General features: G+C 66.3%; 16 protein-coding genes. 12 read left to right on the top strand and 4 right to left on the bottom strand.

What is annotated here, in order from left to right:
• Positions 1 to 3: 3 nt before the first annotated feature.
• A complete protein-coding gene (locus ACZ4W9_RS37865; RefSeq protein ID WP_467943776.1) occupies positions 4 to 612 on the top strand; it encodes a hypothetical protein in 609 nt (202 codons plus the stop codon).
• Positions 609 to 1,481 carry a toll/interleukin-1 receptor domain-containing protein gene (locus tag ACZ4W9_RS37860; RefSeq protein ID WP_467943774.1) on the top strand — a complete coding sequence of 291 codons (873 nt, stop codon included), beginning with the start codon at positions 609 to 611 and terminating at the stop codon, positions 1,479 to 1,481. Before ACZ4W9_RS37865 ends, ACZ4W9_RS37860 begins: the two co-directional genes overlap by 4 nt.
• 3 nt (positions 1,482 to 1,484) lie before the next feature.
• Here ACZ4W9_RS37860 and ACZ4W9_RS37855 read toward each other — a convergent pair whose 3' ends face one another.
• Positions 1,485 to 2,366 (bottom strand): hypothetical protein, encoded by an 882-nt coding sequence (locus ACZ4W9_RS37855; RefSeq protein WP_467943772.1) that lies wholly within the window; start codon positions 2,364 to 2,366, stop codon positions 1,485 to 1,487.
• Between the two features lie 420 nt (positions 2,367 to 2,786).
• Entirely contained in the window at positions 2,787 to 3,539 is a 753-nt protein-coding gene (locus tag ACZ4W9_RS37850) for a transposase family protein (protein WP_467943769.1), read from the bottom strand.
• A 395-nt stretch (positions 3,540 to 3,934) separates the two neighbouring features.
• Between ACZ4W9_RS37850 and ACZ4W9_RS37845 the strand changes: the two genes are divergently transcribed.
• The 10 genes from ACZ4W9_RS37845 (at position 3,935) to ACZ4W9_RS37800 (ending at position 11,935) form a co-directional block, all read left to right on the top strand.
• Positions 3,935 to 4,603 carry an HAD-IA family hydrolase gene (locus tag ACZ4W9_RS37845; RefSeq protein ID WP_467943767.1) on the top strand — a complete coding sequence of 223 codons (669 nt, stop codon included), beginning with the start codon at positions 3,935 to 3,937 and terminating at the stop codon, positions 4,601 to 4,603.
• Between the two features lie 100 nt (positions 4,604 to 4,703).
• The gene (locus ACZ4W9_RS37840) at positions 4,704 to 5,906 is read left to right on the top strand and encodes a helix-turn-helix domain-containing protein (protein WP_467943765.1); all 1,203 of its coding nucleotides are present in this window, start codon (positions 4,704 to 4,706) and stop codon (positions 5,904 to 5,906) included.
• Between the two features lie 188 nt (positions 5,907 to 6,094).
• Positions 6,095 to 6,538: a hypothetical protein gene (locus tag ACZ4W9_RS37835; RefSeq protein WP_467943762.1), complete on the top strand. Its 444-nt coding sequence runs from the start codon at positions 6,095 to 6,097 to the stop codon at positions 6,536 to 6,538.
• Entirely contained in the window at positions 6,535 to 6,741 is a 207-nt protein-coding gene (locus ACZ4W9_RS37830) for a hypothetical protein (RefSeq protein ID WP_467943759.1), read from the top strand. Before ACZ4W9_RS37835 ends, ACZ4W9_RS37830 begins: the two co-directional genes overlap by 4 nt.
• Positions 6,742 to 6,868: 127 nt before the next feature.
• Positions 6,869 to 7,756 (top strand): glycosyltransferase family 8 protein, encoded by an 888-nt coding sequence (locus tag ACZ4W9_RS37825; RefSeq protein ID WP_467943757.1) that lies wholly within the window; start codon positions 6,869 to 6,871, stop codon positions 7,754 to 7,756.
• Positions 7,753 to 8,634: a phosphotransferase family protein gene (locus ACZ4W9_RS37820; RefSeq protein WP_467943755.1), complete on the top strand. Its 882-nt coding sequence runs from the start codon at positions 7,753 to 7,755 to the stop codon at positions 8,632 to 8,634. The genes ACZ4W9_RS37825 and ACZ4W9_RS37820 overlap by 4 nt, the downstream gene beginning before the upstream one ends.
• Positions 8,631 to 9,362, top strand: a complete 732-nt coding sequence (locus tag ACZ4W9_RS37815; protein WP_467943753.1) for a glycosyltransferase — start codon at positions 8,631 to 8,633, stop codon at positions 9,360 to 9,362. Before ACZ4W9_RS37820 ends, ACZ4W9_RS37815 begins: the two co-directional genes overlap by 4 nt.
• Before the next feature lie 14 nt (positions 9,363 to 9,376).
• Complete coding sequence (locus ACZ4W9_RS37810) at positions 9,377 to 10,255, top strand: PIG-L deacetylase family protein (protein WP_467943751.1); 879 nt, start codon at positions 9,377 to 9,379, stop codon at positions 10,253 to 10,255.
• Positions 10,252 to 10,866 carry a hypothetical protein gene (locus tag ACZ4W9_RS37805; protein WP_467943749.1) on the top strand — a complete coding sequence of 205 codons (615 nt, stop codon included), beginning with the start codon at positions 10,252 to 10,254 and terminating at the stop codon, positions 10,864 to 10,866. Before ACZ4W9_RS37810 ends, ACZ4W9_RS37805 begins: the two co-directional genes overlap by 4 nt.
• A gap of 7 nt (positions 10,867 to 10,873) precedes the next feature.
• Complete coding sequence (locus ACZ4W9_RS37800; RefSeq protein ID WP_467943747.1) at positions 10,874 to 11,935, top strand: glycosyltransferase; 1,062 nt, start codon at positions 10,874 to 10,876, stop codon at positions 11,933 to 11,935.
• Here the strand turns inward: ACZ4W9_RS37800 and ACZ4W9_RS37795 are convergent.
• Positions 11,905 to 12,987 (bottom strand): phosphotransferase, encoded by a 1,083-nt coding sequence (locus ACZ4W9_RS37795; protein ID WP_467943745.1) that lies wholly within the window; start codon positions 12,985 to 12,987, stop codon positions 11,905 to 11,907. The genes ACZ4W9_RS37800 and ACZ4W9_RS37795 overlap by 31 nt on opposite strands.
• Before the next feature lie 411 nt (positions 12,988 to 13,398).
• Entirely contained in the window at positions 13,399 to 14,130 is a 732-nt protein-coding gene (locus tag ACZ4W9_RS37790; RefSeq protein WP_467943743.1) for a hypothetical protein, read from the bottom strand.
• Between the last annotated feature and the right edge of the window lie 208 nt (positions 14,131 to 14,338).

Here is a 14,338-nt window from a genome sequence, read left to right as displayed (position 1 = left end):
ACCATGGAGATTCCGATGATCGCGGCGATGGTAACGGCGTGCGCCAGCATCATAATTGCCATCATGGTCTACTGGCTGAACCATTACGGAGAGATTCGCAGATCCCAAAGGAAAGCGCGATTCGAACGAGTGAGCAGCCAATTAAAGCATCTTTACGGGCCACTTCTTGTTCTTACGGAAACAAACGAGAAGGCGTGGAGAGAGTACTGTCAACGCTACCTTATTCCCTTCACTGCAGACGCGGCTGATGCTCCCCTTCCGGAACTAGAGGAAGAGCGCTGGCGCACATGGGTAGTATCTGTCTTCGCGCCAACGGCCCAGAAAATGCGTGACATTATCACCGCCCGTGGCGACCTGATTATTGGAGGTGAAATGCCGCCCGTGGTTCTGGAATTTTGCGCACACGCAGCAACCTATGACGCTCTTCTGGCAGGCTGGGACGCAGCCGGCCCGAAAAGATCTACTTTGATTCGCCATCCCGGACACAGATTTCTGTCCTATGTACGGGAGTCGTATGGAGCACTCAAGAAGGAACAGGCACTCCTGCTTAGAGCGGCCGAGCCGACTGCGACAAACCGGCGTGGTAATCAAAGTAGAAGGAGGTCACCATGAAGGTATTCCTGAGCTGGTCCGGAGAACGCTCCAAGAAGACAGCTGAAGCCCTCTGGTCTTGGCTGCCAGATGTCTTGCAACATGTCAACCCTTGGCTCTCCAGTCTAGATATTTCTGCAGGCAGAAGAGGGGTTCGCGAAATCACTGACGAACTGTCCGAGACCAATTTCGGAATCATTTGCGTGACTCCAGAGAATCAAACTTCCACTTGGATAAATTTTGAGGCTGGAGCACTTTCGAAACAGGTAAGGGACGGCTATGTCGTCCCGCTCCTAGTCGGCATGAAGACTACAGACCTAATCAGCCCTATCAGCCAGTTCCAAGCCGTCATCGGGGATAGCAAAGAGGACGTACAGAAGCTTCTTTCCGATATCAATGACGCCTCAGGCTGCCTCGCTATCCCCCGTGAAAGATTGGAACGCACCTTCCGGAGGATTTGGCCGGACTTCGAGAACATCATGAGGGGCATCACTACAATTTCCCCTAAGGAAAAGGTTCCGAAGGTGGTGCAGCGTTCTGAGGCCGACATGACAGAGGAGATCCTCCTAATTTCCCGACAACTCGATCAGCGCATGGCAGATATCGAGAGATACACCCTACGTGTCGACGGGACACAAAGGCGCCCACCTCGGGAAATTCGCCGAATCAGTGAAGAGAAGTTCATTTCTTCCTCATTCGCAAAGATCGGCTGGGACGCTGTTCGCTCCTCTTGGGAGGGCGAGAGCGTGGTCATTGTTGCTAAGGGTCCAGGTGGGTCTTCGCAGTCAATTTCGTGCGACTTTGTCGAGCGCCTCGCCAAGTCCCTGAGCAGAGAGGTAGTCGTGCTGGATGAGACAGGAAAAGTAATTGTCCGCAGCAGCTTGCCCTGAAGCCTAGTGAGTGAACTTCATCTCGACAGGCGTCGGCATATTCTCCCTCTTCCTCAAACGCCGAAGACGCAACTCTCCAGCCTTATCTGGCTCAACCCAGGCGTTCCATGCCTTGATATAGATGGCCACTTGGTCTCGCATACCCATCCTGCGCCTAGAGCCCCTTTTCTGCGTGTCCCTAGGCACCTCCCTGAGAGCTAGCCTAGCATCGCCAGGATCCAAATTAGCCCCCGACTTAAGACCCGACACCCACTCGTCGATATCCGCGGCAGGCGCCGCCTCAGTGGTTAAAAAGTACCCCACTGCCGCTGCCGTCTGACTCGCGAAAAGATGCTTGGAAAGCTCGCGTCCGGTGGCCACCGCCTCCCCATACCTGTCTTTATCATCGTTGTATGCGGCCAGGATACGATCGTTCGATACCTGAGCCCGTACACCACTCCAGGGATCATTCGGCATCGTCTTGAATAGAATCACGTGTCGGATGGTGGAGGAAAGCAGTGTGAGATACTTCGCCCCAGTTGACGACAACGTATCTGCTGCACTCCGACGCTTTCCGGTGTCGAGAACCGGAAAAACGTCTCTTGTCAGCCCGTCAAAAACGAGCAGTCTCACCGGAGTGTTGGCCTCGATGATCGCGTGGAGACGGTGCTGGCCGTCGAGAAGCGCACCGGTCTCATCGAAAGCGATTCCCTGATGGGTCAGCCTCCATTCGTTACGCAGAATGGCCTCTTTCAGGGATTTCACCTGCCCCAGGTCCAGGCGTCTATTGACCGAAGCCCGAGATAGATAAGTTCTGGCCGTTTCAGGGGTTACCTCGACGATTCGCGAGAGGATTTCCGCTTCCGGCATGCCTTCCTCTTCCGGATTTGCATTAGAGAGAGTCATCTCTTGATCTTAAGGTTACCGACATCCGGGTTCTCCACCGTGAGCGAAAGTGATCAATTTTGGCCATGGAAGTCCCATTTGAGTCCCCTAGTGATCGTTCCGGCATGATTTGAACTTCGGGCTTCGTGCTGTGGACCCCGGGCAGCGACTGGGCGACACGGCGCAGCAGCCAGGCGCTTTCGGTGCCGACCCGGTCGATCGTGACGGAGCCGGGCTGGTAGCTGAGTGTGTGAAGGACGGGTGATGATCGACCTCTCTCAGTGGCCAGGAAGTGCTCGGTGGAGGAGTCGAGGAACAGTTGAACGATCTCGAAAGGTTTGCCCGTCTTGGCGGACAGGGCGAGTTCCTTGGGACCGGGTCGACGTACCACTCCTCCGCCACGAGCACGGCCTTGCCGACGATGAGCCGTTTCCATCTTGATCAGTTGGCGAGTTCGAGGGCGATGACGGCTCGGACTATGGCGGTGATCCGGGTGGTACTGCAGCGGAGCTTGCGCAGGAGCCGCCAGCCCTTGAGGACCGCCATGGCGCGTTCGCCGAGGCTGCGGATCTTGGCATGGTCCCGGTTGTGACGCCGGCGCCAGCCGCGCAGGCCCCTGCCCCGGAACGGGACGCGGATGGTGGGGCTCGCGCCCTGATACGCCTTGTCCGCCCAGCACTTGATGTTCTCGGCAGCCAGCGTGGCCGGGATGTCGTGGGTCCGGGCCGCGGTCAGGTCGTGTGTGGCTCCCGGCAGTGCGTCCGCTGCCCAGATCAGGCGTCCGGCCGGGTCGGCGAGGACCTGCACGTTCATGCCGTGGTGCTTCTTCTTGCCCGAGTAGTACGGGCGGTCGGCGGCGATGCGGTCGATGGGCAGGAGCGTGCCGTCGAGAATGACGTACGCCTTGCTGCGGACCGTGTCCATGGCCTGCTCCAGTGTCGGAGCGAGCGGGGCCAGGAGGTTGACGGCCTCGCGTATGTAGCGGTAGACCGTCGCGATCCCGATGCGGAAACCCACCGCCAGGCGGGCATAAGTATCACCGCAGCGCAGGTGTGTGAGGACGGGGAGGGCCTGCCGGCCGCAGGTGAGGCGGCGCCAGCGGGAGCTGATCCGACGCCGGTGCCCCGCGAGTAGATCGGCGAGACGCTGCCGGGTGCGGCTGGACAGATCGATGGCAGACGGGTAGACAAGCACCAGAGCTCCTGGCGGACTGGTGATCTTGGTCGTGAACCCGTCTACCAGGAGCTTTCTTCATGTCCGGCACCGGGGCGCCGACCCAACCACCCGTGAGGTTGGAAGAGGCTCGATGTCTCTGTCGCGCAGCTTGACGCCGGTGCAGATGAGGACGCCGGTGATGATGGTGGCGAGATCGGTGCCCGGCTGGAGTCCGGGGAAGGGCTCCAGGGCAGGCGGAGAAGCCTGAGTCGGGGCAGCAGTCACCGGCGGGATCCTGTAGGAGTGGGCACTTGAAACAAGCCCGTCAGGAATTAATCGCGTCACAGGCACCGGACGAAGCGCAAGGCTTGCAGGTATCCACTCCGTCGGTGCGCGGTAGCTTTTCATAAGGCAAGGGAGAGGAAGCAACCAGCATGCCGCAACCCATGGGTGCCACGGATCAGCCAGCCAAGCAGGGGCTCATCCTCGACTTCGCCGGGGTGTTGACCGCTGACCCGCGGTCCGTGCACCGAGCTTGGTGCGAGTCTGAAGGGCTTCGCCCGGAAGCGTGGCGTGCCACGCTCAACGATGACCCGGAGGGCCGGCGGTTGTACGCGGCGCTGGAGGTCGGTGAGATCGACCAAGAGGAGTGGAACAAGCGCACTGCGGCCCTTCTCGGTGCCCATGTCGCACCGGAGAACTTGATGGGTCGGGCCTGGTCCGCGGTGCCCGCGGCCCGTCGTATGGCCGCGCTCGCGCGTGCCGCCAAGGACGCGGGATACCGTCTCGCTCTCTTGTCGAACAGCTTCGGCATGAATCCGTTCAACCCGTACGTGAACGTCGGCGTTTGGGACCTCTTCGACGTGCACGTCATCTCCGAGCAGGTCGGCATGGCGAAGCCCGACCCTGCCATCTACGAGCTGACGCTGGAACGCCTCGGGCTTCCTGGACAGGCATGCGTGTTCGTTGACGACCACCCTCGGAACCTCCCACCGGCGGAGGCCCTGGGCATCACCACCGTCCTCGCGACGGACGAAGCGTCCACGGTGGCTGAACTGGAAGAGCTGCTCGGTGTGAGTGCCGCGCTTTCCGTCCAGCGGTGACTTCCGGCCAACTCGCCACTGCCCTCGTACCTATGACTGTTGCTGGTCGTAAAGCAGTGGGTACGGTCCGTGCCTGGCCGAACGGGGAGGAGCTGCTGGCATGCAATGGTCCGAGTACAGCACCGCTGAACGGCTCAAGACGCTGCGCGGTGGCATGACCCAAGAGCAGTTGGCGGAAGCCGCCAACGTCTCCGTGGGCGTCGTACGTAAGTTGGAACGGGGCGGCACCGCTTCCCTGCCGTCGCTTCTGTCCATCGCCTCCGCCCTCGGCACCGACATCGCCGTACTCCTCGGCCAGCAGGCGCCCCGACGCTCCATGGACCGCGATGAGCGTGCGGCATTGCGGGCGCTGTCCGCTGCCACGCACGATGCCGCCATCGGCATCCCCACCGACACCGAGCCGGGCACAGTCGAAGAGCTCCGTGATGTCGTCCGGCGCGCTGACGCTGCCTACTGGGCGGGGCACTACACCGAACTCGGCGCGCTGCTAGGGGCTTTGCTTCCTGAAGCTCGTGCCCGGTACGACTTGGCGGACGCCGGCGAGCGGGAGGCCGCGGCCGGTGTCCTGGCCGATGTCTTCCAGACCGCCGGGATGGCCGCGAACGTGTGGGGGTCACGGGACCTGGCCTACGCGGCGCTCACCTACGGCCGGCAGATCGCCGTGCAGGCCGGTGACGACCTGCGGGATGCCCACCTGGCCGCCACCACGGCGTGGGTGAATCTCCGCGACGGGCGGACGGCGCAGGGTTTCGCCCTCGCCGCGGCTCAGGCCGACCGGATCGAGCCCAAGATGTCCGAGCACGACCCGGACCGGTTGTCGGTGTACGGGCAGCTCGTCACGAACGCGGCTGTGGCCGCATCCCGCGGTGGCTCCTCGCCGGACGCCGCACGGGAGTACCTCTCCCAGGCCCACGCGGTCGGCGCCCGCCTCGGTGTGGAACATGCCCGTGGCCGGCATGCCCAGCCCTTCGGGCCCCTGTACGCCGGCACGCAGGCCATGAGCATCGCCGTCGCCCTCGGCGACACCGGCGGTGCGCTGCGACTCATGGACACGGTCCGGCTGGACGACACGGTGCCCCTCGCCACTCGGGCCCGGTACGGTCTCGACGTCGCCTTGACACACGTGGAGTGCCGCCGATGGGACCAGGCTGCCGACACCCTGGAAAGGGTCTGCGGCATGGCGCCGGCGTGGGTGCGGCACCAGATGCTGCCCGGAGTGATCATCTCTCGCCTCGCCGGTGTATCCGTCGCGCGGCTCCGCGGGCTCGCCCGCGCGGCCGGTGTGCCCCTCGCCGTCCGCTGACCGGCCGCCGCCACGGGCCGTAGCAGCTCCCACGGCCGCCACCAGTCCGACCGTCACGTCCCGTTGCAGTTCTGCTGGAGGACGAGAGCGCAGCAGCACGGGTCGTGTCAGGCCATCGAGTCATGAGTTCCTGGCACCGCCACGGGCCGTGCCTGTCCTGCGGACAGGGCGGGCAGCACGCTGTTCGCATGCCGAAATCCTCACCCGGCGGCATTAGACACGTGCCGGTCGCCGTCTACTCCTGCGCGTTCGAGTCGGCCGCTGTCCGCGAGGCCGAACGCCGCGCACGCCGCTACGCCGACGCCCGGCACTGGCACGTGGCCGGCGCCTGGTCCGACGACAACCCGTGTGTGCCGTTGGACGTCCGCCCGGCTTGGGCGGCTGTCACGAGCACACTGTCCTCCGGCCTGGTCCGCGGCATCATCGTCGCCGGAATCTCCCACCTCGCGGACGATGGCGCGCAGTTCGCCGCGCTCGGTGTCCTCATCCGTGACCGAGGCGGCTTCCTCGCCGATGCGACGTCCCCGCCACCCCGCCAGACCGCCGGACGACAGGAACGCCGGCGCGTTCTGCTCGAAGCCTCCTCGGGCTGGTGGCTGTGGAAAGACCTCGCTCCGGGAGCCGCCTCGTGACCCGGGCACGGGCAGGAGTCGGTGATCTGGTCGAGGACACCGACGGACGCCACGCCATCGTCACCGACATCAAGCAGGGTGCCGTGTGGGTCCTGCGTCCGGTGTCGGGCGGCACGACGAATCAGTGGGAGACGGACGAGCCCGAAAGCCTCCACGTCATCGAGACGCGCGAGGAACGCGTGAACCGAGAGAAGACCGCTTGATGCCCCTGCCGCCATGAGGCTCATGGCGGAGCCGGCACCACCGGGCCAGCAACAAAGCATGCGCGCCCACGACTCACCACTCATCGCCAAAGCACTTCCCCAGACACGCCCGGAAGGTGGACCCGCCGTGTACGCATTCGGCATCTGCATCGACCGGCACTACCTCACCCCCGGCCTCGCCACGATCGCCTCGCTGGCCGACAGCCTCAGCCCTCGCGCCCGCAAGGCCGCGGCGCTGCGCTTACTCAGCTTCGACCTCGGACCACCCCAGGCACTGCTGCTGGCCCACCTCGCCAAGCGAGTCGGCTTCGGCTCGTTCGCCCTGGCCCGCCGTTCCCCACTGCGCTCCGCGCGGATGGCGGACACCTCGTACATCACCGTCACCACGTATCTGCGGTTCGAGTTCACGCCCGGCTTCGTCCGCCGCCCATACCTGGTCTACGTGGACGCCGACGTCCTGGTCCGCGGCGACCTGACCACGCCGCTCCATGCTCTTCGCCCGGGCGAGGTAGGTGCCGTACGCGACGAGTTCAACCCGTCCGTCGGCGGATGCCCCACCCTGCCGGGCGCCGTGGACCGCTGGCCGCATCTGAAAGGCCGCCCCTACTACAACGCCGGCCTCCTGTGGGTTCACACCGCCGATCTGCCGCGTATCCGCCACGGCGTCGAGCAGGCCCTGGCCAGACACCGTCGGCACATCCTCCACAACGATCAGGACGCCCTGAACCTGTGGTTCCTCCGCACCGGCCGCGTGCGGCCGGTCGGCGCCGCGTACAACCGGTTCGAGGTGGGTCGGTATCTCGAACGTGGCGATTGGGTACGTCGCGTCGTCAGCCGCCCTCTGCGGCCCGACCCGGCCGCCCGTCTCATCCACTTCGTGGGCCCGGAGAAGCCATGGCAGGCAGACTGTCCGAGTACGGCCGACGTACTGGAGTACCGCGCTCTGCTGAAGCGGACCCTTCGGCATGTCCGCGCGCTGGGCGCCGCTCATCCCGAGCCGGCGGGGCTTCGATGACCACGCCGCCCGCCATGGTCTCGCATGCGTGCAGCGCTCTCCTCAGGGCGTCCGCCCGGACCGCGGAGCGCCTGTCCTCGGGCTCCCGGACGGCGGTGTTCCGGGCGGGCCTCCGTGACGGTCGCAGCGTGATCGTGAAGCTGTACGACCACACCGCCCGGCGCAACGCGCTGACCGAGGCCGCCGCCATCCGCGCGGCCGGCGTCGCCGTACCGGTCCCGCAGGTGCTCGGCAGCGGTGTGATCTCCGGAGAGGGGGCCACCGCGCTCATCACCAGTGATCTCGGTGGGCAGACGCTGGGGGCCTTCGTGCGGTCCGGCCACATTCCGCATGCCCGGGCTCTCCGGGACCTCTGCTGTCTCCTCGGGCGTCTGCACGGGGCGCCGGTCGAGCATGTGGTGCCGCGGCGCCCGTTCTTCGACTCGGTCTCCTCCCTGGTGAACCGTTGCCCACCCGAGCTGCTGAGCCGGATCGGTCCCGCCCTCGCCATCATCGCCGGCACACCGGACCGGGCACCCAGCGTGTGGTGCCACGGCGACATCCACTTCGACAACGTCGTCCTCGCCGGCCCGCGCGGCACGCGCTACCTGGTCGACTTCACGGATGCCGCGCCGGGCCGACGGGAGGCGGACGTCGCTCACGCCCTCGTCATGACCGCGGCGCACACACCGTGGGACCGGCGCACGCTGATCGGCGCCTACCAGCATCCCCTGGACGAATCACGGCTGTCGGCCTGGGCGGTCCTCCACACCGTCCGTTGCTGGGTCCACGCCTCGCCTGGTGCGAGCCGCTCCCTGTGGTCGGGCCGCCTGGACGACCTGGCCCGCCAGACACCGCACCTCTTCCGCACGTCCCGAAGGGAAGGGACTCCCCGATGACCAGCCCTGGACTGACGGTGGTCATTCCAGCCCACAATGAAGCGGCATACCTGCCCCGTTACCTCCCCACCGTCCTCGCCTCCCTCGAACGGTGGCAGGAGACGAGCGGCGAGCGGGGAGAGGCGATCGTGGTGGACAACGCCTCCACCGACGCCACCACCGACATGGCCGCCTCATTCGGCGTCCGAGTGATCAGCGAGACCGTCCGCAACATCGGCCGGGTCCGCAATACCGGAGCGGCTGCCGCCCGTGGCCGCAGGCTGTTCTTCACGGACGCCGACGTCGCCCTGCCACTGGAGGCGATCAGCGCCGCGGTCACCGCCATGGACGGCGGCGCTGTCGGCGGCGCCATTCCGCCCCTGTACACCCCCAAGCGGCTCGGCGCACGGCTGCTCTGCGCGTACTGGGACCACTACCGAGACACGCGCGGCGGCGCCCAAGGCGTCGCCCAGTTCGCCACCGCGGTCGCCTTCCAGGAGATCGGCGGATACCGCGACGACCTGTTCATGAGCGAGGACGTGGAGTTCTTCCACCGGCTGGCAACCCACGGCCGCAGCGTGAACGCCCCGGTCGTGATCCTCGACGAGCTGCGCGTACGCCCCTCCACCCGCCGCTACGACCAGTGGTCCAGCCTCCGGATGCTGTGGTGGCAGAACCCCGTCACCGCACGATTGCGGCTCAGCTCCCCTCGCATGTGGCGCCACTGGTACCAGAGCACCGTCCGATGACCCCGGAGCCCACCATGACCACGACGCTGCCCGTGCCGGACGCGGAAGGGATCTACACCTTCCCCGACGACCTCATGCACGCCCACCAGCAGTGGACCGAGCACCTGGCCGAGCGCCACCGGGCTCACGACCACCGAGTGATCGCACTCAGGGCCCCACACAGCGGAGATCGCTACTTCATCGAGAAACGGCGCCCGACCGGCCGCCCGGTGCTCGCCATCGAACCCCACCACGACGACTTCGCCCTGTCCGCCTCCGGCGCCTTCCTGGCCCATCCCCGGCCGCTCACCGTGGCCACGGTGTTCACCCGCTCCACCAGCGTCCACCCGGCCCTGGAGGACACCTACGTCACCGAAGCCGCCGTATCCGACCTGCGCAGCCGGGAAGGCGCCGCCGCGCTGGCCCCTTTCCCCGCCCATCGGATCACCCTCGGCCACCAGGACGCAGCGCCCCCGTACCGACCCTTCGATCCACAACGCCTGGACCGGATCACGGACGAGCTCCGAGAGATCGCCGAAGCCCACCCCGACGCCGAACTCCTCGCCCCGGCCGCCGTCACCCGCCACCCCGACCACCTCCTCGTACACACGGCAGCAGTACGACTCGGATGCCGCTGGTTCTGGGAAGACCTCGCCTTCTGGCCCACCTACGCCCTGGCCGGCTGCGACCAACACCTCTTCCGAGCACGCACCGGCCACACCCTGGTAGCCGAGCCGGCCGACATCACCGACGTCGTGCTCGACAAGGTCACCGTGCTGCACATGCACGGCTCGCAGATGCACCCGGTCCGCAAGATGTACCGGCCGATCCGGCACGCGTGGACGACAGCGGCCGGCCTCCTGAGCCGCACCGGAGCCTTTGCCGAGCGCTTCTACCGGACGGAGTCCCCGTGAAGATCATCGCGCTCGAAGGGCCCTCGTACGCCGGCAAGTCCACAGTGATTCACCACCTGCGCACGCGCGGCATCGAGAACCGGGCCTTCGTCTCGGACTGCTACGTCCAGCACATCGCTCATCGCGCCGACATCCCGCCCGCCCGGACCGCGTCTGCCGCCGAACAGCTCGCCGCGTTCGAAACGTTCATGGGCATCGAAGGCACTCGCGTGCGCCGGGCGCTCGTCAGTGCCAAGCCCGTCGTCCTCCTGGACCGCTCGGTGGACACCCTCCTGGCCCACGCCCACGCGCTCGACGCTCTGTTCGGCTACGACGTCCACCACCGCCTGCGCGACCGCCTCCAGGAGCTGCCGTTCCTGCGCCCCCACCACACCCTCTACCTGGATGTGCCGGCCGAGGAGCTGGCCCTGCGCCGCAAGGCGGCCGAGCACACGGCGGCCGAGTCCGAGTACTTCCTCCACGAGCCGACGTTCCTGGCACACGCGCGGGACTATTTCGTCTCCGCGGCGCAGCCGCCTGTGTCACGGGAGGTGACCGTCATCCCCGCCGACACCGGCCCGGACGCGGTCACGCACGCGGTGGAGGCCCTCGTCACGTACTGGACCAGGTGACCGACCGATGCCCACAGCCCTCTTCGCCTGGCGGCGTACCCCACCTCCGTTCCTCATCGGCGGAGCGGAGGTCACCCAGCAACTCCTCGCCGAAGAACTCTCGGCAGCCGGATGGCGCATCATCTATCTCGGCTCCCACCAAGCACCCTGGGACCAGTCCCCACAGGTCATCCAGATGCGGACCTACCTCGGCGCAAACGACACCGAGTACGAGGAGACCGAGGAGGGTCTGCGCTACAGGTGGAACGGAGTGGACTGCATAGCCGTACCCCAGCAGCGGATCACGTCAGCCCTGCGGAGCATGCTGTCCCACGTGCGGCCGGACGTGGTGTTCACTTCCCAGGAAGGTGCGGCCGACATTGCCGCCCGAGCCCGGTCCACCTCTCTCGTCGCAGGCATCCTGCACTCGGTGTCCAGGACGGGACTGGGCGTCCTCGACGGTCGTCCGCACCATGGACTGGCCGTGTCCGAGTTCGTCCTCCGACGAGCGCCCCGGACCGATGACACCCGGCTGTCCGTCCTGTACCCGCCCTTCACCCCACCGAAGCCGGAGCAACACCGCAGCGAGCGGACCAGGGCCGTGCTCATGGTCAACCCCATCCCGGCGAAAGGCTCCGAGCTGCTGCACCAGCTCATCCGCCGCATGCCCGAACAGCGCTTCACCCTGGTGGAAGGCTGGTGGAACACCACGGAGGAGTTCGCCGGCTACCCCAACGTCACCTGGGTGCCGCGGGTCTACGACATGAGCCCCCTCTACCGCAGCCACCGCCTCCTGCTCGTGCCGTCCACGGTGGAGGACGCCTTCCCCCGCGTGATCATCGAAGCCGCACTGCACGGGACCCCGAGCATCGGCACCGACCGGGGCGGCATCCCCGAAGCCATAGGCAACGCGGGCATCGTGCTTCCCGCCGAGGCCGGCGCGGAAGGGTGGGCGGAGGCCATCCGCACCGCCGACCACCACACCCTGGGCGAACAGGCCCGGCAACGTGCGACCGCCTTCACCCGCCCCCGCCTGCCGGACCTCGAACGCCTCGGGATCTACCCCGCGGCGAAGGCGTCCTCGACCTGATCCAGCCGGTCCGTCCACCAGTGCAGCAGCGCCTCATCGGCGGTGAACAACTCATCGAAGGAGAGGTCACCGCGGTCGTAGTGGAACTCCAGCTGCCAGAAGTCCGTCATCCGCTTCCACCACAGCCGCCGGGCGCCGTCCACCAGCGCAGACGGCTTCAGCGGCACCACCGACCGGTACCCCTCGACGAACGCCGAGACCCGCGCGAGGTCGAACACCCCGCCCACCCCGAACTGCACCTGCGCCGTCCGGGCAACCTCTTCCGCGTACGGACGCACCGCAACCCGGTCCCAGTCCAGGACGGCGGCGAGTTTCCCGCCTTCCCAGAGCAGATTGCGGTACTGCACGTCGCCGTGCGTCCACCCGTGACCACCCTCAGGCGTCACAGATCGCGGACGTTGATCGGCGTGCTTGAAGACGAGGGCCCGCCGACGCTCCAGGGCGACAGCGGCTTCCTTGTCGAAGTCGCTGTCCGTGCCCTTGTCGCGTACGGCCGCGGACAACCGCTCGGCCTTCTCCACCGCCCGCTCCGGCGACGTGACGTCCGCGGTGATGGCCTCCGGCACCCCGGGTAGCAGCCCTCGACCGCAAGCTCTGCCCAGGCTCAGGTGCAGGCGACCCAGGTGCGCGCCCAGTGCGCTCACTCGGGCCGGGCTGAGGTCGACACCTCGGACATGTGAGCCGGCCACCCACGGGAACAGGCACCAGGCGCCACCTCCGACCTGCGCCACCAGCGACCCCGAGACCGTGGGTACTGGGGCACTCACCGGGACTCCGTCGGCGGCGAGAGCTGCCAGCACCCGGAGATTGCGCTGCAACCGCTCCAGGGAGACGTCCGTGACCCGCTTCAAAGCGAACTGCCCGGCCGGGGTGTCCAGCCTCCAGTTCGCATTCATCAGCCCGTCGGCGAGGTAGCGACGCTCCCGCACGCCTCCGAGATCGAAGGCATCGATCAACTCTGAGAGCGCACTGTCGGGGATATCGCTTCGGACCGCCACGGTGGCATCAATCACCCCACGGACGATACGCGAGCCCACCCCACCCGAGCACAACGATCACCGGGCGCCTGCCTCACTTCCCAGGAGCCCCTGCCCAGCCTTCAATAATGCTGGCTCCCGAGCTTCCATCGGTGACCACTCGGCTGATCAACTCCGCAGAGGCCGCCCACGTCGGCGGCACCCGCTGACAACGAACACGGCATCGCACACCACTGGCGGTCCCGGCTTCTCCCGAACGTTGAAGCTATCCCCACAGGGGCTCACATCCTGTACACCGCCGCCCCAGGCAGAGCCGAGCAGACGCGGCCCCTGGCATCCAGGTCGTTCGTACAGTGACACGCTCCACCTGGACACCAGGGACCACGCCTGCTCCACGGTGTGTGGGTCGACGGCGTACGGGAGGGGAGCGGACGAGTGGTGTGTGCAGGAAGCAGGCACCTGCTGTGACGTCTCGACTGCCGTCACTCACGAAACTGGCAGCGTGTCTGTATCCAACAGAGACAGCAAACGCTGCCCAAGCCCAGAGAGCGCGTACGGCCGGTGAGTGCCGCTCCAGAGAACGCCGTGCAGTGAGCTCTCGATCAGTCCCAGCGAGAGGAGCTTTTGCAGGATTGCGTGTCCTCCCAACCCCAGCCCTGGATCGATCTTACAGAGCTGCTCCAACGTCATGCCGTACTGCACACCCTCTGTGGGTCGCTCAGGCGGCTGAGGCAACGGAGTCGCCGAGGAGATCACATGCAGAAATCTGATGTGCGGAGCATCGATCTCTCGAATGGCCGTTTGCAAGAGCTCCCAGATGTCGAGGCGTGCAGGAGCAGGATCCGCGACTGCGGCGGCCAGGGCACGGGAGAGGGCACGCCTCTTCTCGGTGAGTGAAACGTCTTGTGCAGCGCCCAGCACCCTGCCGGCGAACTCAAGCAACCTCTCGTCGGCAAGGAGTCGCTCTTCCAACTCGCTCGCCTCAATACCCAAGGCGCGGGTGACCTCCCACATCACCTCAGCACTCCGGGCCGCTCGATGTGCCGCGATGCGATTCGCAGCCACCTCAAACCCGGTGGCCAGGACTGGCCCGGCTGCGGCGCCGGCAAGCGCTCCTCCCACCGGGCCCCCAACCGCTAGGCCGACGGCTGCGCCAGCAGTCGCTGCAGCCACTTGCCTCAAACCTTTGGCTATCTCACCCTCTGTCTGCTTGTTCACAGCACTGACTGTAGGTACCTAGCGATCCGCGCACTCCTGTTCCGTGCAGATCGGTGCAGTCGACCCGGGCCTCTGAGGGGGACGGCACGAGTGTTGCTGTTGCTCTAGTGCTGTGACCGCATAGACACCTCAGGCGCTCAACACGTCAAGCTGCGGGGGCGAGTTCGACGGGGAAGGCGGTGTGCTCGTCGAAGAGCTTGCGGTGCTG

It is taken from the genome of Streptomyces sp. NPDC029296 (assembly GCF_055569255.1).
Note: the sequence above shows the minus strand (reverse complement) of the source record. Positions and strands in the feature narration are given on the sequence as shown.

What these genes read in the sequence shown, in the direction of transcription:
- ACZ4W9_RS37865 (WP_467943776.1), top strand. Translation starts at nt 4, where the DNA reads ATGGAGATTCCGATGATCGCGGCGATGGTAACGGCGTGCGCCAGCATC.
- ACZ4W9_RS37860 (WP_467943774.1), top strand. Translation starts at nt 609, where the DNA reads ATGAAGGTATTCCTGAGCTGGTCCGGAGAACGCTCCAAGAAGACAGCT.
- ACZ4W9_RS37855 (WP_467943772.1), bottom strand. Translation starts at nt 2,366, where the DNA reads ATGACTCTCTCTAATGCAAATCCGGAAGAGGAAGGCATGCCGGAAGCG.
- ACZ4W9_RS37845 (WP_467943767.1), top strand. Translation starts at nt 3,935, where the DNA reads ATGCCGCAACCCATGGGTGCCACGGATCAGCCAGCCAAGCAGGGGCTC.
- ACZ4W9_RS37840 (WP_467943765.1), top strand. Translation starts at nt 4,704, where the DNA reads ATGCAATGGTCCGAGTACAGCACCGCTGAACGGCTCAAGACGCTGCGC.
- ACZ4W9_RS37835 (WP_467943762.1), top strand. Translation starts at nt 6,095, where the DNA reads ATGCCGAAATCCTCACCCGGCGGCATTAGACACGTGCCGGTCGCCGTC.
- ACZ4W9_RS37820 (WP_467943755.1), top strand. Translation starts at nt 7,753, where the DNA reads ATGACCACGCCGCCCGCCATGGTCTCGCATGCGTGCAGCGCTCTCCTC.
- ACZ4W9_RS37815 (WP_467943753.1), top strand. Translation starts at nt 8,631, where the DNA reads ATGACCAGCCCTGGACTGACGGTGGTCATTCCAGCCCACAATGAAGCG.
- ACZ4W9_RS37810 (WP_467943751.1), top strand. Translation starts at nt 9,377, where the DNA reads ATGACCACGACGCTGCCCGTGCCGGACGCGGAAGGGATCTACACCTTC.
- ACZ4W9_RS37800 (WP_467943747.1), top strand. Translation starts at nt 10,874, where the DNA reads ATGCCCACAGCCCTCTTCGCCTGGCGGCGTACCCCACCTCCGTTCCTC.